13 protein-coding genes are annotated in these 13,253 nt (G+C 70.0%); 4 read left to right on the top strand and 9 right to left on the bottom strand.

Annotated features, from left to right (window positions below):
* Positions 1 to 321 precede the first annotated feature (321 nt).
* A complete protein-coding gene (locus OCJ37_RS00705; protein ID WP_263111748.1) occupies positions 322 to 1,146 on the top strand; it encodes a restriction endonuclease in 825 nt (274 codons plus the stop codon).
* Positions 1,147 to 1,247: 101 nt separating this feature from the next.
* Here the strand turns inward: OCJ37_RS00705 and OCJ37_RS00700 are convergent, their stop codons facing one another.
* Entirely contained in the window at positions 1,248 to 2,009 is a 762-nt protein-coding gene (locus tag OCJ37_RS00700) for an SDR family oxidoreductase (protein WP_263111747.1), read from the bottom strand.
* A gap of 22 nt (positions 2,010 to 2,031) precedes the next feature.
* Positions 2,032 to 2,826 (bottom strand): SDR family NAD(P)-dependent oxidoreductase, encoded by a 795-nt coding sequence (locus OCJ37_RS00695; protein WP_263111746.1) that lies wholly within the window; start codon positions 2,824 to 2,826, stop codon positions 2,032 to 2,034.
* 123 nt (positions 2,827 to 2,949) lie between these two features.
* Here OCJ37_RS00695 and OCJ37_RS00690 point away from each other — a divergent pair, with 123 nt between their 5' ends.
* Positions 2,950 to 3,891: a GlxA family transcriptional regulator gene (locus OCJ37_RS00690; RefSeq protein ID WP_263111745.1), complete on the top strand. Its 942-nt coding sequence runs from the start codon at positions 2,950 to 2,952 to the stop codon at positions 3,889 to 3,891.
* Positions 3,892 to 3,995: 104 nt separating this feature from the next.
* On the opposite strand, the gene OCJ37_RS00685 is transcribed toward OCJ37_RS00690, so the two are convergent.
* The gene (locus tag OCJ37_RS00685) at positions 3,996 to 4,247 is read right to left on the bottom strand and encodes a hypothetical protein (protein ID WP_263111744.1); all 252 of its coding nucleotides are present in this window, start codon (positions 4,245 to 4,247) and stop codon (positions 3,996 to 3,998) included.
* Positions 4,248 to 4,423: 176 nt separating this feature from the next.
* On the opposite strand from OCJ37_RS00685, the gene OCJ37_RS00680 reads away from it, so the two are divergent.
* Positions 4,424 to 4,870 (top strand): HIT family protein, encoded by a 447-nt coding sequence (locus OCJ37_RS00680; protein WP_263111743.1) that lies wholly within the window; start codon positions 4,424 to 4,426, stop codon positions 4,868 to 4,870.
* Positions 4,871 to 4,972: 102 nt separating this feature from the next.
* Here OCJ37_RS00680 and OCJ37_RS00675 read toward each other — a convergent pair whose 3' ends face one another.
* The 5 genes from OCJ37_RS00675 to OCJ37_RS00655 all read right to left on the bottom strand — a co-directional run bounded on the left by OCJ37_RS00675 (position 4,973) and on the right by OCJ37_RS00655 (position 11,642).
* On the bottom strand, positions 4,973 to 6,967 hold the full coding sequence (locus OCJ37_RS00675) for a PEP/pyruvate-binding domain-containing protein (RefSeq protein WP_263111741.1): 1,995 nt from the start codon (positions 6,965 to 6,967) through the stop codon (positions 4,973 to 4,975).
* Positions 6,968 to 7,116: 149 nt separating this feature from the next.
* Positions 7,117 to 8,562: an efflux transporter outer membrane subunit gene (locus OCJ37_RS00670; RefSeq protein WP_263111740.1), complete on the bottom strand. Its 1,446-nt coding sequence runs from the start codon at positions 8,560 to 8,562 to the stop codon at positions 7,117 to 7,119.
* Positions 8,559 to 9,443 (bottom strand): HlyD family secretion protein, encoded by an 885-nt coding sequence (locus OCJ37_RS00665; RefSeq protein ID WP_263111739.1) that lies wholly within the window; start codon positions 9,441 to 9,443, stop codon positions 8,559 to 8,561. Before OCJ37_RS00665 ends, OCJ37_RS00670 begins: the two co-directional genes overlap by 4 nt.
* Positions 9,440 to 9,655, bottom strand: coding sequence for a DUF1656 domain-containing protein (locus OCJ37_RS00660; RefSeq protein WP_263111737.1), 216 nt, complete (start codon positions 9,653 to 9,655; stop codon positions 9,440 to 9,442). The genes OCJ37_RS00665 and OCJ37_RS00660 overlap by 4 nt, the downstream gene beginning before the upstream one ends.
* A gap of 4 nt (positions 9,656 to 9,659) precedes the next feature.
* Positions 9,660 to 11,642: an FUSC family protein gene (locus OCJ37_RS00655; protein WP_263111736.1), complete on the bottom strand. Its 1,983-nt coding sequence runs from the start codon at positions 11,640 to 11,642 to the stop codon at positions 9,660 to 9,662.
* Between the two features lie 78 nt (positions 11,643 to 11,720).
* Between OCJ37_RS00655 and OCJ37_RS00650 the strand changes: the two genes are divergently transcribed.
* Complete coding sequence (locus OCJ37_RS00650; RefSeq protein WP_263111735.1) at positions 11,721 to 12,539, top strand: AraC family transcriptional regulator; 819 nt, start codon at positions 11,721 to 11,723, stop codon at positions 12,537 to 12,539.
* Positions 12,540 to 12,624: 85 nt separating this feature from the next.
* Here OCJ37_RS00650 and OCJ37_RS00645 read toward each other — a convergent pair whose 3' ends face one another.
* Positions 12,625 to 13,191 (bottom strand): TetR/AcrR family transcriptional regulator, encoded by a 567-nt coding sequence (locus tag OCJ37_RS00645; RefSeq protein WP_263111734.1) that lies wholly within the window; start codon positions 13,189 to 13,191, stop codon positions 12,625 to 12,627.
* Positions 13,192 to 13,253: the final 62 nt, after the last annotated feature.

The following is a 13,253-nucleotide window of genomic DNA, read 5'->3' as shown; positions in this document are numbered from 1 at the left end:
GGAACGCTAACATGGACGCACGGCCGGAGCGCGGGCGCGGAGGGAGAGGGCATGGCGTGGTGCGGGCTTTCGAAGTCGTCATGGCATCCGTCCTCGACGTGGGTACGGGTGTCCGCATAACCACCGTAGCGCGCGCTTCAAAAACCAGGATATTCGCTACGAGGTTCAGCTGCGCAATTACTCTCGTGACCGTCACCCGAACCGGTGCCGTCCGCTCGACCGCCGTCCTGAAGCACCTCATGTCTCGTTCCGTAGACGACGCAATCGCCAGCGGACAACCGCCGATTCTGGCGCTATGTTTGTTTCTGGGACGGGGGTCGCATGGGAAGAAAACGGGGAAATACCGCTTTTACCGCGCTGGCTGCGTTGCCGTGGCCGCTTGGGTTCGCGGTCGGCATCGCTGGCTTTCTTGTCGTGCGCTATGGACTCGCATGGTGGCTCTCCCAACACGGCGGCATGCTGGCGCAAGGCATCGCGCAACACCCGGACAGCACGCTCGGGCCGTTCGCGTGGATCGTGCTGCTGGTCTGTTGGATGGCTGCGCTGTTCTCCTTCCTCGGCGCACGCCATCGCCGCCGCCTGCTGGATACCCGCACCACTCTGGAGAGCCTGGCCGCCGGAGGCTGGCGCCAATTCGAACTACTCGTCGGCGAAGCCTTTCGCCGCCAGGGCTACAGCGTGGAGGAAACCGGCCTGGGCGGCGCCGACGGCGGTATCGACTTGATCCTGCGCAAGGATGGCCGCCGCACGCTGGTGCAATGCAAGCAGTGGAAGCGGCAGCAAGTCGGCGTCAACGTCGTGCGCGAGATGTATGGGCTGCTCGCGCATCATCAGGCACACGCCGTCAAGATCGCTTGCATCGGGAGCTATACGAAAGATGCGGCACGGTTTGCACAGGGCAAACCAATGGAACTGATCGATGGCGAGCGATTGTTGGAGATGATCCAGGCGGCGAAACGCTATGGCGTTGCCAGGCCCTCTCCTGAACTTGGGATCGAACCTGTGCTTGTCCCGGCTATCGACGCTGCCCCGCAAGCGCCCGCGTGCCGGCGGTGCGGGAGTGACGTGGTACAGCGGACCAACAGGCGCACGGGCGAGGCCTTCCTTGGCTGCAGTCAATTCCCGCGATGTCGAGGAACCGGATAAGGGAACCGCGACTTGCCAGTTTGGCAAAGGCGGACTTCACCGCCGGAACGCAGCTTGTCCAGCCGAATAGCATCGTCGCGCTCCTTGGAGGGCGCGGCGGCTCATGCCACCGGAATCGGATTGTCGGTCAGGGCCTGATTGAACTGATGCACCAGCGCGTGCTCGTTGGGGCCGGGGTTGGCGCGCATCGGCGCGATCGCGTCCACCAGCACTTCGGTGGTGGCGGTGGCCAGCTTGGCCATCGTCTGCTCGATGAAGTCCGCCAGCGGCATCGCGCGCGGGTCGCCGCTCTTGTGCACCAGGTCGGTGTCCACCCAGGGCGGCGCGATTTCCAGCACGCCCACCGCGGTGTCGCGCAGCATGAACCGCTGCGACAGGCTGTAGGAATGGATGGCCGCCTTGGTGGCCGAGTACAGCGCGGTGGCCGCCAGCGGCACGTACGCCAGCACCGAACTGTTGTTGATGATCCACGCTTCGGGTTGGCGCTTGAGGTGGTCGACGAAGGCGGCGCTGACGCGCACCGGGCCCAGCAGGTTGGTTTCCACCAGGCCCACGGCCTGCGCGTCGTCCAGCGCCCCGGCAGCGTCATCGAAAGGCATGATGCCGGCGTTGTTGATCACCACGTTCAGGCCGGGGTAGCGGGCGGTCAGTTCGCGCGCCACCTGCTGGATCTGGGCCGCGTCGCGGATATCCAGTTCCACCGCCTGCATGCCGGGGTTAGCCGCAACCACGGCCTCGAGCAGGGCCTTGCGGCGGCCGGCGATGATGACCTGGTTGCCGCGCTGGTGGAACGCTTCGGCCAGGCCGCGGCCGATGCCGGAGGTGCCGCCGGTGATGAAGACGGTATTGCCGGTGAGTTTCATGGGGAGTGTCCTGTCGCGGGATTCAGTGGGCAGCGCGGTAGCGCGGTGCGGGGGTGTTGCTGGACAGTTGCGCGGCCATCGCCTGGCGCGCCGATTCGTAGGCGTCCCAGCGCTGCAGGTCGTGCAGGGACGGCAGGGTGACGGCCTCGCCGCGGTCGAAGCCCAGCAGCGCGGCATCGACCAGGTCTTCGGCGCGCATCACGATGCGGCCATCGAGGTGTTCCAGCGGCAGGCCACCGGTCTGCCAGAAGTCGGTGGCGGTAGCGCCGGGCAGCACCGCCTGCACCTGCACGCCGGTGCCGCCCAGTTCGCGCTGCAGCGCCTGGCTGAAGGCCAGCACGAACGCCTTGCTGCCGCCGTAGACACCGTTCAGCAGTTCCGGCGCCAGGGCGACGATGGAGGCGATGTTGATCACCGCGCCCTGGCCGCGCGCCACGAAGGCCGGCACCGCGGCATAGGCCAGGCGCATCGGCGCGGTGACGTTCAGCGCGACCATGTGCGTCATCCGCTCCACATCGCTTTCCAGCAGCGGCGTGTGCGTGCCGATGCCGGCGTTGTTGACCAGCAAGCGGATGCTGGCGTCCTGGCGCAGGGTGGCTTCCACTTCGGCCAGTTGCCGCGCGTCGGCCAGATCCGCGGCCAGCACCTGCACGGCGCGGCCGGTGCGGTTGCTGATGTCGGCCGCCAGCGCGTTCAGGCGCTCGCGGCTGCGCGCCACCAGGATCAGGTCGTAGCCGCGGCGGGCCAGGCGGTCGGCGTAGAGGGCGCCGATTCCCGAAGAGGCGCCGGTGACCAGCGCGGTACCAGGGGTTTGCATGGGAGTGTTCCTGTCGTTGGGCGGCGATGCCGCGGTGCAGAAAAATGATGCAGCCGCCCACCCATGACGCAAATGACGTTTATGGGTATGATTCATGCCGCAACCCCTTTCCGGACATTTCCCATGCATCGCGTCGGCTACCTGATCGAAGACGGCTTCCAGGTGATGGCCATCGGCTCGCAGGCCGTGTTCGAGTTCGCCAACGTGGTCGTGGGGCGGACGTTCTATGCGGTGGAGACCTGGTCCGAGCACGGCGGCCCGGTGCGCTCGTCCATCGGCATGCGCGTGGAAACGCGCGCGCTCTCCAGCCGCGCCAACGCCGATACCTGGATGGTGGCCGGGGTGATCGATCCGCTGTCGTGCGCGCCGTCGCCGGGCGTGGTGCGTTTCGTGCAGCGCAGTGCGAAGCGCGCGCGCCGCATCGCCGGGCTGTGTACCGGCGGCTTCGTGCTGGCCCGGGCCGGGCTGCTCGATGGGCGCCGCGCCACCACGCACTGGGCCTATGCCGAGGCGTTGCGGGCGCGCCACCCAGCGCTGCAGGTGGAAGCCGACCGCATCTTCATCGTCGACGGCCCGGTGTGGACCTCGGCGGGCATGACCGCCGGCATGGACATGGCGCTGGGCATGGTGGAAAAGGACCTGGGGCCGGACATGGCCCGCTCGGTCTCGCACCGGTTGGTGATGCACCACCGCCGCGCGGGCGGGCAGTCGCAGCACACTGAGATGCAGGCGCTGGCACCGCGATCGGACCGCATCCAGCAGGCGCTGGAGCACGCACGTCAGCACCTGGCCGCGCCGCTGGGCGTGGAGCAATTGGCCGAAGTGGCCCACCTCAGCCCGCGCCAGTTCAGTCGCGTGTTCACCGCCGAGACCGGGCAGTCGCCCGCCAAGGCCATCGAGAAGTTGCGCGTGGAAGCGGCGCGCGGCCTGATCGAACAGAGCCGGCATTCGCTGGAAGAGGTCGCGCGGCAGACCGGCTTCCGCGACCGCCGCCACCTGCGCGAAGTGTTCATGCGCCAGTACGGCACCGCGCCCCAGGCGCTGCGGCGCGCAGCGCGGGCGTAGCCGCCGGCGCCTGACGCCCTGCCCCTGCAGAGAAACGGGGTCAGGTTCACTTCCTACTGCCCGATGCCCGTTACCTCACTCCGCTTCGGACAGAGGCAGAGCTTCTAGTCGATATCGAAAGTTTCGGCAAAGCGACTCGGCATGCTGCCAAGCATCGCCTCCAGGTAGGCATAGGGCTTGATCGCATCGAGCCAAGTGAAATAGCTTGCCTCCGACACGTGCCTGCGCACGCTGGCCAGTACCGCCTGACAGCGATCCGGTGACAAGAATGGCAGTGGCGGCGGCTCTGGTTCGTAGACGCCCGAAAAATTGCCCTTTAGCGTATGCGTTCCGACCCACAGAACGCCGGTCGACATATCGGAAAACTGGGGTCAGAAAGCTGGGGTCAGAGTCCACTTCTCCCCAGCCGCCATCGCCTAGCGGCGTGGACGACGGCTCCAGCCCACCCCCGGCTGTCCGATTGACGGTTAGCCAGAGCACCCCACAGAATTCGTTCCCGCCTCACAGTGGGCTCTCTTCGCCGTTGCGCCTCATGCAGCATGCTCCCCCCGGGTACGACTGTCCGTTCTGTGGTATCGCCGCCACGCTGCCCTCGCCTGCACCGGAATCGGCCGTTGTCCTGGTGGATGCCAACGTGTTCGCCTTGGTGCCCACGCACCACTACGCCGGCATCCAAGGCAACTGCCTGGTGATCCCGCGTGGCCACTACGAGAACGTGTTGGACATGCCGGACGACCTGGGCATCGAGGTCTTCCGCGCCACGCGGCGCCTGGCGCACGCGATGCTGGCGGCCTTCGGCTGCGACGGCATCTCCACGCGCCAGCACAACGGGCCGGCCGGCAATCAGGATGTGTGGCACTACCACCTGCACGTGTTCCCGCGCTACGCGAACGACGGGCTGCATGCGGGGCAGAAAGTGCCCTACGCCACCGAGGAGCGGATTGCGCTGGCCGCCGGTCTCCGGACAGCTCTACCGTAGCGCCTGGGGCGGCCTGCTCCGCAGGCTGGCTGGCTCCCGCCATGCCAACCGCGGATTGCAGCAGGCCCACGCATCGGTGCGACGCGACCGGGCAACCGCCCGCTACCGCGCACTCCGATCCACATACGGCCGCGACTGCAAAACCAGCACTTCGTCGCCGACCACCGCCCATTCGATGTCCTGGTCCACGCCACCCAGCGCCTGCTTGGTGGAGGCGCCGATCCGGGCCAGCCGCGCGATGAGCGCGTCGGTCAGTACCTGGCGCGAGCCGGTGATGGGCACTTCGCGCACGCCGCCGCCTGCGTTGGCCACCAGTTGGGTGTCTTCGGCCGACCGGCTCAGCACCTGCACCGCCTTGGACCAGGTCGAGTACATCACCTGTTCGGCCTGGCGCTTGCCCTCCACCACGCGGATGCCGAGCCCGCGCTTGGCCGAGATGTAGGTGATGTGGCGGCGCGCGGCGTCGAACGGGTCGCGGGTGATCATCACGCCCGAGCTGTCCGAGGGCGCGGCCAGTTGCACCAGCACCGCCATGGCCACCGCGTTCTGCTGCAGCCCGGCCGCCGTGCGCGCCTCGTACGCCTCGAAGTTGTAGACCGACGCCCATACCGTCTGCACGGCCTTGGCCAGGGCGTCGGCGCGGGTCACGTTGGGGACGGTGGTGTACAGGCCGGCGCCGCTGAAGCCGGGCAGGTCCTCGGAGTTGGACGAGCTGCGCACGAACACGGCGCCGCCGCGCAGTTGATCCCGCCATTGCGCGTCCAGCGCGCGAACGAAGGCGGGATCGGGCGCGGCGTCGGCGATCTCGGCGCGCAACGCGGCCAGCGCGTCGCGGCGGGCGTTCGAATCGGTATCGAACCCCGGGCGTCGCTGCAGTTCGCGCAGGCGCTCCGCAATCCGCAGCCGTTGCATCGTCGCCTGGTAATGCGCGAACGGGATGCAGAAGCCATCGGGCACGCGCGCGGCGGGCGGCAGCGCCGCCTTCAGCGTGCCGAGGTTGGCCGCCTTCACCCCGCAGTGGCTGCTGTCGCGCGCGCGCAGGGCCGCCAGGGGCTTGAGCGCGACCACGGTCAGGTCCGGGCGCGGCAGGTTGTTGCGCGCCACCGGGCGGGCAGCGGTGGCCGCCGGCGTCCTGGCCGGCCGCGCCAGCGGCGTCACCCGGTAGTCGTTGTGGGTGACCTCCAGCGCCACCCAGCGCCCGTCGTACTGGCGCAGGGCGTTCTGGGCGTCGCGCACGTAGACGTTGGGAATGCCCCAGCCCTTGGCCAGCAGGTTGACGTGGGACAGCAGGGTGGACGGGCGCTGCGTCACCAGGCCCGCGACCGGCGCCAGGGCGATGGGCACTTCGTCCAGCACCGGGATGTCGCGCGGCGACAGGGTGCGCAGCTGCTCCTCGGAGCGCACGATGCGCAGCCGCCCCTCGGCGCGGCCGGTGTTCAGCGGCAGGAAGCGCTGCTCGCGCAGCAGTGCTTCCTGGCTGACGTAGGCCAGCCCCATGGCGCTGGCCAGCTGCTCGTGCTGGGTGGAGTTGGTCTTGAAGCGGATCGGGTCGCGGAACGAGGCACGCACCACTTCGTCGGTCTGCCGCAGCAGGGGCGCGGTGAGCTGGTCGCCCTCCCAGAACTCGTAGGTGTAGCCCGGCAGGTCGCGCTGCCAGCTCAGCGTGCCGAACAGGAACCGCCGTTGCGGGTCGCGGTATTGCGCGTTGAGCGTGGCCTTGTCCATCGCGCGCACCAGCCGCTGGCGCAGCACGAACTGCTCGTGCAGCGCATGGCGCGGCGTGTTGACGTAGTAGATGCGCGCGGCGTTGTGCCGGTCGATCACGAAGATCAGGTGCGGCATCTCCAGCGCGGTGCCGGGGTTGTAGACGCGGGCGAGCTGCATGAACTGCGCGCGGCTGTCGATGTGCGGCAGGTAATCCGGCCCCTCCGCCGGCTGCACGGGGGCGGCGTCGCTGCCCTGGCGGTATTCGTAGGGCGACGGCTTGCGGGCGGTCTGCGCCAGCGCAGGCGCGCTGCATCCCAACAGCAGCAGGAGCGTGGCGATCCACGCGAACGGACGCGGGTGCCAGGCGAGGCGCGTACGGGCTCGGTCCATGATGCCGGTGCGGAGGGGAGAGGGGCGGATCATAAGCCAGTCCAGGCGGCTCTGGGTGCCCTGACGGCACTGCCGGACGCGCGGCATGGGCGCCGGCATCGCCGGGCTTCGGACGCCCGCACCGGGCGTGCGCCGGTGGTGGATCGCGCCTATCGGCGTGTTCCCGCCCGACCGACCTCCGACCCTGGATCCGACCAGCCACCGCCGAGCGCCAGGAACAGATCCACCTGGCGGTCGACCAGCTGCGCGCGCGACGCCGCCAGCGCCGATTCGGCGTGCGCCAGCGCGGCCTCGGCGGACAGGACATCGAGGAAGCCGATCCTGCCGAAGCGGTACAGCCGCCCCGCCTGGCCGCTCGCGCGTGCGGCGGCGTCGCGCGCCTGGGCCAGGCTGTGTTCGCGCTCGACCTCCTGGGCGTAGGCCGACAGCGCGGTTTCCGTCTGCCGCAGGGCCTGCAGCACCGCGCCATCGAACGACGCCAGCGCGGCATCGGCGCTGGCGCCCGCCGCGTCGATGCGCGCCCTGGCCAGGCTGCGATTGGGCCAACTCCACGACAGCAACGGGCCGATGCTGGCACCGAAGCTGTCCCCGGACAGCAGCTTGTCCAGCGCGTTCGCCATGCCCGCGGAGACGCCGATGCGCACCTGCGGGTAGAGGTTCGCCGTTTCCACGCCGATCGTGGCGGTGGCGGCCGCCAGGCTGCGCTCTGCCGCGCGAAGGTCCGGGCGGCGCTGGAGCAGCTGCCAGCCGTCGCCGACCGGAATGGCGCGCTTCAGGCGCGGCGGCTGCTGGCAGCCGGCCACGTCCTGCGGGTAGTCCGCCGGCAGCCGGCCCATCAGCGCGGCCAACTCGAACAGGGACGCCTGGCGCGCGGCCACCAGATGCGGGATCTCCGCCGCGCTGCGCTCGACCGCGGCCTGGGCCCGGCTGACGTCGAATGCGGTGCCGCGCCCACCCGCGGCCAGCCTGCGGGTGGCGTCCAGCGTGGCGCGCTGCGTCTGCAGCACCCGCTGCGTGGCCGCCAGGGTCAGATTGGCCGAGCAGGTGCCGACGTAGGCGCGGGTGACCGCCGCGGCGACGGTCACGCGGACGTGGTCGCGGGCCGCCGCGACGGCCTGCGCACCCGCGCTGGCCGCTTCGATGGCGCGGCGGATGCCGCCCGCCAGGTCCATCGGATAGGACAGGTCGATGCCCAGCGCGTACACCTGCGGCGACGACGAGGACGCGGTGTATCCCCCGGCGTGGGCCAGCGTGGCTGAGGCGTTGGCGTCGGTGCGCAGCGCGCCCTGGGCGTGGTACTGGAGCACCGCCGCCGAGGCGCGCCGCAGGTTGGCGTCCGCGGTGCGCAGGTCGGTGTTGGCCTGCAGCGCTTCGGCGACGTAGGCGTCGAGCCTGGGGTCGTCGTACAGCTGCCACCAGCGATCCGGCGGCTCGGCCGGCGCGAACGCCGCATCCTGGCCCGAGACGAACGCGCGCCTGGCCGCCGGGGCGGCCGCCACCGCGTTGGGCGGAAGGCGGTAGTCCGGGCCGGACACGCAGCCGGCCAACGACAGCGCCAACGCGATCGCGCCGGCGCGGGACAGCGTGCCGCTCACTTGCAGGCCCCCGCCGCACTCGGGGCGATGGTCACGCTCGCGGTCCTGCCGATGATGAGCCGGGTGTGCGGGGCGATCTCGTCGATCCGGATGCGCACCGGGATGCGTTGCGCCAGCCGCACCCACGAATAGGTCGGCGCGACGGCCGGCAGCAGGTTGTGCGTGCTCGAGCGCTGGTCGTCGGCGATGCCGGCGGCAATGCTCTCCACATGCCCGCGCACCTCGCGGCCGTCGCCCATCAGCCGGGCGATGGCGACATCGCCTTCGCGGATGCACGCAAGCTTGGTTTCCTCGAAATAGCCTTCGACCCTGAGGCTGTCGGCGGCGATCAGGGCCATGGCCTGCGCCCCCGGCTGCAGGAAGTCGCCCGGGTGCAGGTCGAGGTTGGTCACGATGCCGTCGGCGGTGGCGCGCACCTCGGTGCGCTGCACGTTGAGCAGCGCCACCCGCCGCTCCGCATGGGCCTGCGCCAGGTTGGCCAGCTCCGTCGCGACCTTGGCGGCGTTGCGCTCGCGCGTCTCGGAGGCGACCAGATCGCCCAGGGCGACGTCCCGTTTCGATTCGCGGCGGGCCAGGTCGAGCGTGGCCTGCGCGCTGCGCACCTGTGCATCCGCCTGCTCCAGCGCGGCGGCGAGGCGGGGCTGGTCCAGCACCAGCAGGAGCTGGCCGGCTTTCACGCGCTGGTTGTCGTGCACCGGGACCTGCGTGACCAGCCCGCCCATGTCCGATGCCACGCGCACCACGTCCGCGCGCACCCGGCCGTCGCGCGTCCATGGGCGTTGTTCGTATCGGTTCCAGATGGACAGGGCCGCGACGACGGCGATCACGAACAGGCCGAGCGTTGCGCTCCAACGCCCGATGACGGCAAGCATGTGCTTCATTTCATTTCCCACATCAGGGGCGCGAGCCGGATCAGCAGCTCCACCAGGATCACGAACAGCGACAGGCCCACGAGCGGCCGATAGGCGAAGAACCGGTACAGGCCGAGGCGCGCCAGCAGCCCCGATGCCAGCAACGCCAGCGCCAGCGCGAGGAGCGCCACCGCCAGCAGGCCGGGAACGAAGACGCCATCGATGGAGAGGTCGGCGAACATGGCGTTAGCCCCCATGCGCGATCAGCGGCGCCAGCAGGTCGCGGCGCAGGTCCGAAAGCAGCGCAAGCATGCGTGCGCGTTCGGGCTCCTGGTCGGCGATGACCGCCTTGCGCGTGCGGTCGAGCGAGTCCAGCAGGCGACTGTCCAGCGCGCGCTGGGGGATGGCGCGGATACGGAAATGGACGACCGCCGCGTCGATCAACGCGGCATGGCAGGCACGGGCGGTTTGCCCTTTCAGCGCCCTGCCCATCACACGCAGCTCGGCCACGGCGCCTGCCGCGCGCATGTCCGCGAACAGCGTGCGCAGGGTGTGCGCTGCCTCCGGTCGGCCGCGCAGGCGCGGGGCGAGCAGCCCGAGCCGGTCCACCATGCGGCTGGTCCAGTCGGTGGCGTTGCGTCCACGCCCGCGAACGCGGCGCGCGATGGCGCGCTCGATCGTCTCCAGCAGCCGCTTGCGGCCGCGATGGGGGTCCATGGTCTGGAACAGGCGCATGCTGCACAGCGCCGCTGCGGTGCCCACGAACAGCGCGACGCTGCTGTTGAGCGCGCCGACGGCGTTCGTGGCATTGGTGGCGCCCAGGCCCGCGATGAGCGGAAACGTCAGCACCACGCCCAGCGCGCCCATCATGAAAGGCGGCCGCGCCAGGAACGACCCGCACACCAGCAGCACGGGCGCCAGGACGCTTACCAGGCCGGTGAAATCGGACAGGCCCGGAAAGACCACCAGGCCGTAGAGCAGGCCGACGGCGACCCCGATGGACGACCCGCCCAGATAGCGCATGACGTGGCCGGCGGGGGCCTCGGTGGTGCCAAACAGCAGGCACGCCGTGCCGATGATGGAGACCGCCGTCGCGCCGTCGGACCAGGCCGTGGCGATCCACAGGCCGCAGCTCAGCACGATGCCGACGAAGGCGCCGACCGCGCCGCGCAGGGCGAGGCGGTGGTCGCGGTGCAGGACGTGGCCGTGCGCCTTGTGCGCGAGCCGCGCGGGAACCTGCCGGCGCCAGTGCGGGTTGGCGGCGCGCAACTGCGCTTCCAGCAAGCGGCAGTCGCGCTGCGCGGTGTCCAGCTCGGCGAGGTTCGATGCCAGGTTGGCCTGCAGCGATGCGCGCCAGCCGTTCGGGTCGGCGGTGTCCGCGGTCTGCGGACCGCGCTCCAGCGTGCGCCGCTCGACCATCGCATCGTCCACCGCACTGGACAGCATCAGCACGTCGAGCATCCGGTCGTGCAGCGCCCGCAGCATCTCGACCTGGGCCGGGCCATAGGCGCTCTCGAAGCGCAGGTGGATGGACAGCGTGTGCAGCTCGAGCAGGTCCACCGCCACCTTCGCGCGGTCCTGCGCCAGCACCGTGGCCTTCGCGCCCGCGCACAGGTCTCGGGTCCAGCGCTCCGCGTCGGACAGGATCGATGCGACCCGCGCCTGGACGCGGTGCGAGACCTTGCGCGGAAGCACCAGCCCATGGACCAGCGTGGCGGCCAGGATGCCGATGGCGATTTCCTGCACGCGGGTGATGGCGATGGTGAAGACTTCGCCGGGCACCATCACGCTGGGGAACCCGATCAGGCTGGTCGTGTACCCGGCCAGCAGGAAGGCATAGGCACGCGGTGTCCGGTCGAGCATCGCCAGGTACAGGCACAGCCCCATCCAGGCGGCCAGCGCCACGCTCAGCACCAGCGGTGCGTTGGCGAACCGCGGTACCAGCGCGACCGTGGCGACCGCGCCGCCCAGCGTTCCCAGCAGGCGGAACAGGCCGCGGCTCAGCGTTGCCCCGGCCAGCGGCTGCGACACCAGGTAGACGGTGCCGATCACCCAGAACGGACGGGTCAGGCCGATCCGCAGCGACAGGTACAGCCCGAGGATCGCGGCGACCAGGCATTTGAGGGAGAACAGCGCGGCTTCCTGATCGGCCTTCAGCGCCGGCGCCTGCAGCAGCGCGCGCGGCCGCGAGAGGAAGGAGCGGACAGGGGCGGGGGGCGGCGTTTGCATGGGCGCATCGTATTCAGCGGCCCCGGTCGCCGAATTTCGCTAGAATGACAATGTTTCGCTAAAACCGGTCAACTGAAAATGACGCGCGTTACGCTCCCCGGTTTCGATCTGGACCCGGATGCGACGGATCGGCCTGCGATCGCCAGCCGCCTGCTGGTGGCCGACCACGCTGCCGAGATCCCGGTGCACGAGCACCGCAAGGGGCAGTTGATCCTTGCCCTGCACGGGGCCGTGACCTGCCAGGTCGAACGCGCCCTGTGGATCGTTCCGCCGCAATGCGGCGTGTGGATTCCCGGCGGCATGCCGCACAGCAACCGCGCCACCGCGAATGCGCGGCTGTGCTACCTGTTCGTCGAGCCCGGCCTCGTCGCCTTGCCGCAGCACTGCGTGACCCTGTCCATTTCGCCGATGGTGCGGGAGATGATCCTGCACCTGGCCGATGCGCCGCTCGACTCCCCGCGCGACGGGCACACCGAACGGCTCGCGCGGGTGCTGCTGGACGAACTGGTGCAGATGCCGGTCGAACGCGTGTACCTGCCGGTCAGCCAGCATCCGAAGGTGCGGGCGCTGGCCGATGCGCTGGCCGCCAATCCGGCGGATCGCAGCACCATCACCCAGTGGGCCCAGCGCCTGGCGCTGGGAGAGCGGACCCTGACCCGCCTGATCGCCCGCGAAACCGGCCTGTCCTTCGGCCGGTGGCGGCAACAGCTGCATCTGCTCGTCGCCATCCGCGAGCTTGCCGCCGGCGCTTCGGTGCAGCGGGTGTCAGAGCGCCTTGGCTATGAGTCCGTCACCGCGTTCATCACCATGTTCAAGAAGACGCTCGGGCTTTCGCCGACGCGCTATTTCGCGGCGCGCTCGCGGAGTGGGTCTGCTGGGGGCGAGGCCGGGACATGAGCGCTTCGGCTGCGGCACCGTGCGCATGGTAATGCGCCGCATCGGACTACCGGCGGAAGCCTGAGGGCGATTCTCGCCTCAGCGGCTAGGCGTGCGGTGTGCGCGCTTCGATCCCGCCGAGGAACAGCCCGATCAGGTGCGCGATGCGCGTTTTCGGCGAGCCTAGCTGCTCGGTGGCCAGCGAGGTCGCCATGGACACGGCGACGAGGTCGTCGAAGGTGACATCGCGGCGGACGACGCCGGACTTCTGCCCGAGCCGCAACAGTCGCCGTCCCTCCTTGCCGATGGCATCGCAACCCGGGGTACCGCTCTGCAGCATCGCGCCGAGCGAAGCGGCAAGCCCCCGGTAGACGCTGGTGTGCAGCACCAGGTCCTCGAGATACAGGCGCAGCGCGGCCAATGGATCGAGCGTGCCGGCGCGTGCGTGGCTGGCCGCGGCGAGCGACAGGAAGCGCGCGCTGTATGCCGCAGCGAACAACGACTCACGCGTGGGGAAGCGCCGGTAGAGCGTCCCGATGCCGACGCCGGCGCGCTTGGCGACGTCTTCCATCGATGCCTCGGCGCCGCGCTCCAGGAACACGTCCTCGGCCGCGGCGAGCAGGCGCTCGCGGTTGCGCTGGGCATCGGCGCGCAAGGGGGTATCGGCAGTCACGGAGGCTCTTTCAGGAATGGCTTGTGGAAACGGAGGCTACCTCCATATACTAAGTGGAGCAA

Source organism: Xanthomonas sp. AM6, assembly GCF_025665335.1.
Taxonomy (GTDB): Bacteria; Pseudomonadota; Gammaproteobacteria; order Xanthomonadales; family Xanthomonadaceae; genus Xanthomonas_A.
Note: the sequence above shows the minus strand (reverse complement) of the source record. Positions and strands in the feature narration are given on the sequence as shown.

What these genes read in the sequence shown, in the direction of transcription:
- OCJ37_RS00705 (WP_263111748.1), top strand. Translation starts at nt 322, where the DNA reads ATGGGAAGAAAACGGGGAAATACCGCTTTTACCGCGCTGGCTGCGTTG.
- OCJ37_RS00700 (WP_263111747.1), bottom strand. Translation starts at nt 2,009, where the DNA reads ATGAAACTCACCGGCAATACCGTCTTCATCACCGGCGGCACCTCCGGC.
- OCJ37_RS00695 (WP_263111746.1), bottom strand. Translation starts at nt 2,826, where the DNA reads ATGCAAACCCCTGGTACCGCGCTGGTCACCGGCGCCTCTTCGGGAATC.
- OCJ37_RS00690 (WP_263111745.1), top strand. Translation starts at nt 2,950, where the DNA reads ATGCATCGCGTCGGCTACCTGATCGAAGACGGCTTCCAGGTGATGGCC.
- OCJ37_RS00685 (WP_263111744.1), bottom strand. Translation starts at nt 4,247, where the DNA reads ATGTCGACCGGCGTTCTGTGGGTCGGAACGCATACGCTAAAGGGCAAT.
- OCJ37_RS00680 (WP_263111743.1), top strand. Translation starts at nt 4,424, where the DNA reads ATGCAGCATGCTCCCCCCGGGTACGACTGTCCGTTCTGTGGTATCGCC.
- OCJ37_RS00675 (WP_263111741.1), bottom strand. Translation starts at nt 6,967, where the DNA reads ATGGACCGAGCCCGTACGCGCCTCGCCTGGCACCCGCGTCCGTTCGCG.
- OCJ37_RS00665 (WP_263111739.1), bottom strand. Translation starts at nt 9,443, where the DNA reads ATGAAGCACATGCTTGCCGTCATCGGGCGTTGGAGCGCAACGCTCGGC.
- OCJ37_RS00660 (WP_263111737.1), bottom strand. Translation starts at nt 9,655, where the DNA reads ATGTTCGCCGACCTCTCCATCGATGGCGTCTTCGTTCCCGGCCTGCTG.
- OCJ37_RS00655 (WP_263111736.1), bottom strand. Translation starts at nt 11,642, where the DNA reads ATGCAAACGCCGCCCCCCGCCCCTGTCCGCTCCTTCCTCTCGCGGCCG.
- OCJ37_RS00650 (WP_263111735.1), top strand. Translation starts at nt 11,721, where the DNA reads ATGACGCGCGTTACGCTCCCCGGTTTCGATCTGGACCCGGATGCGACG.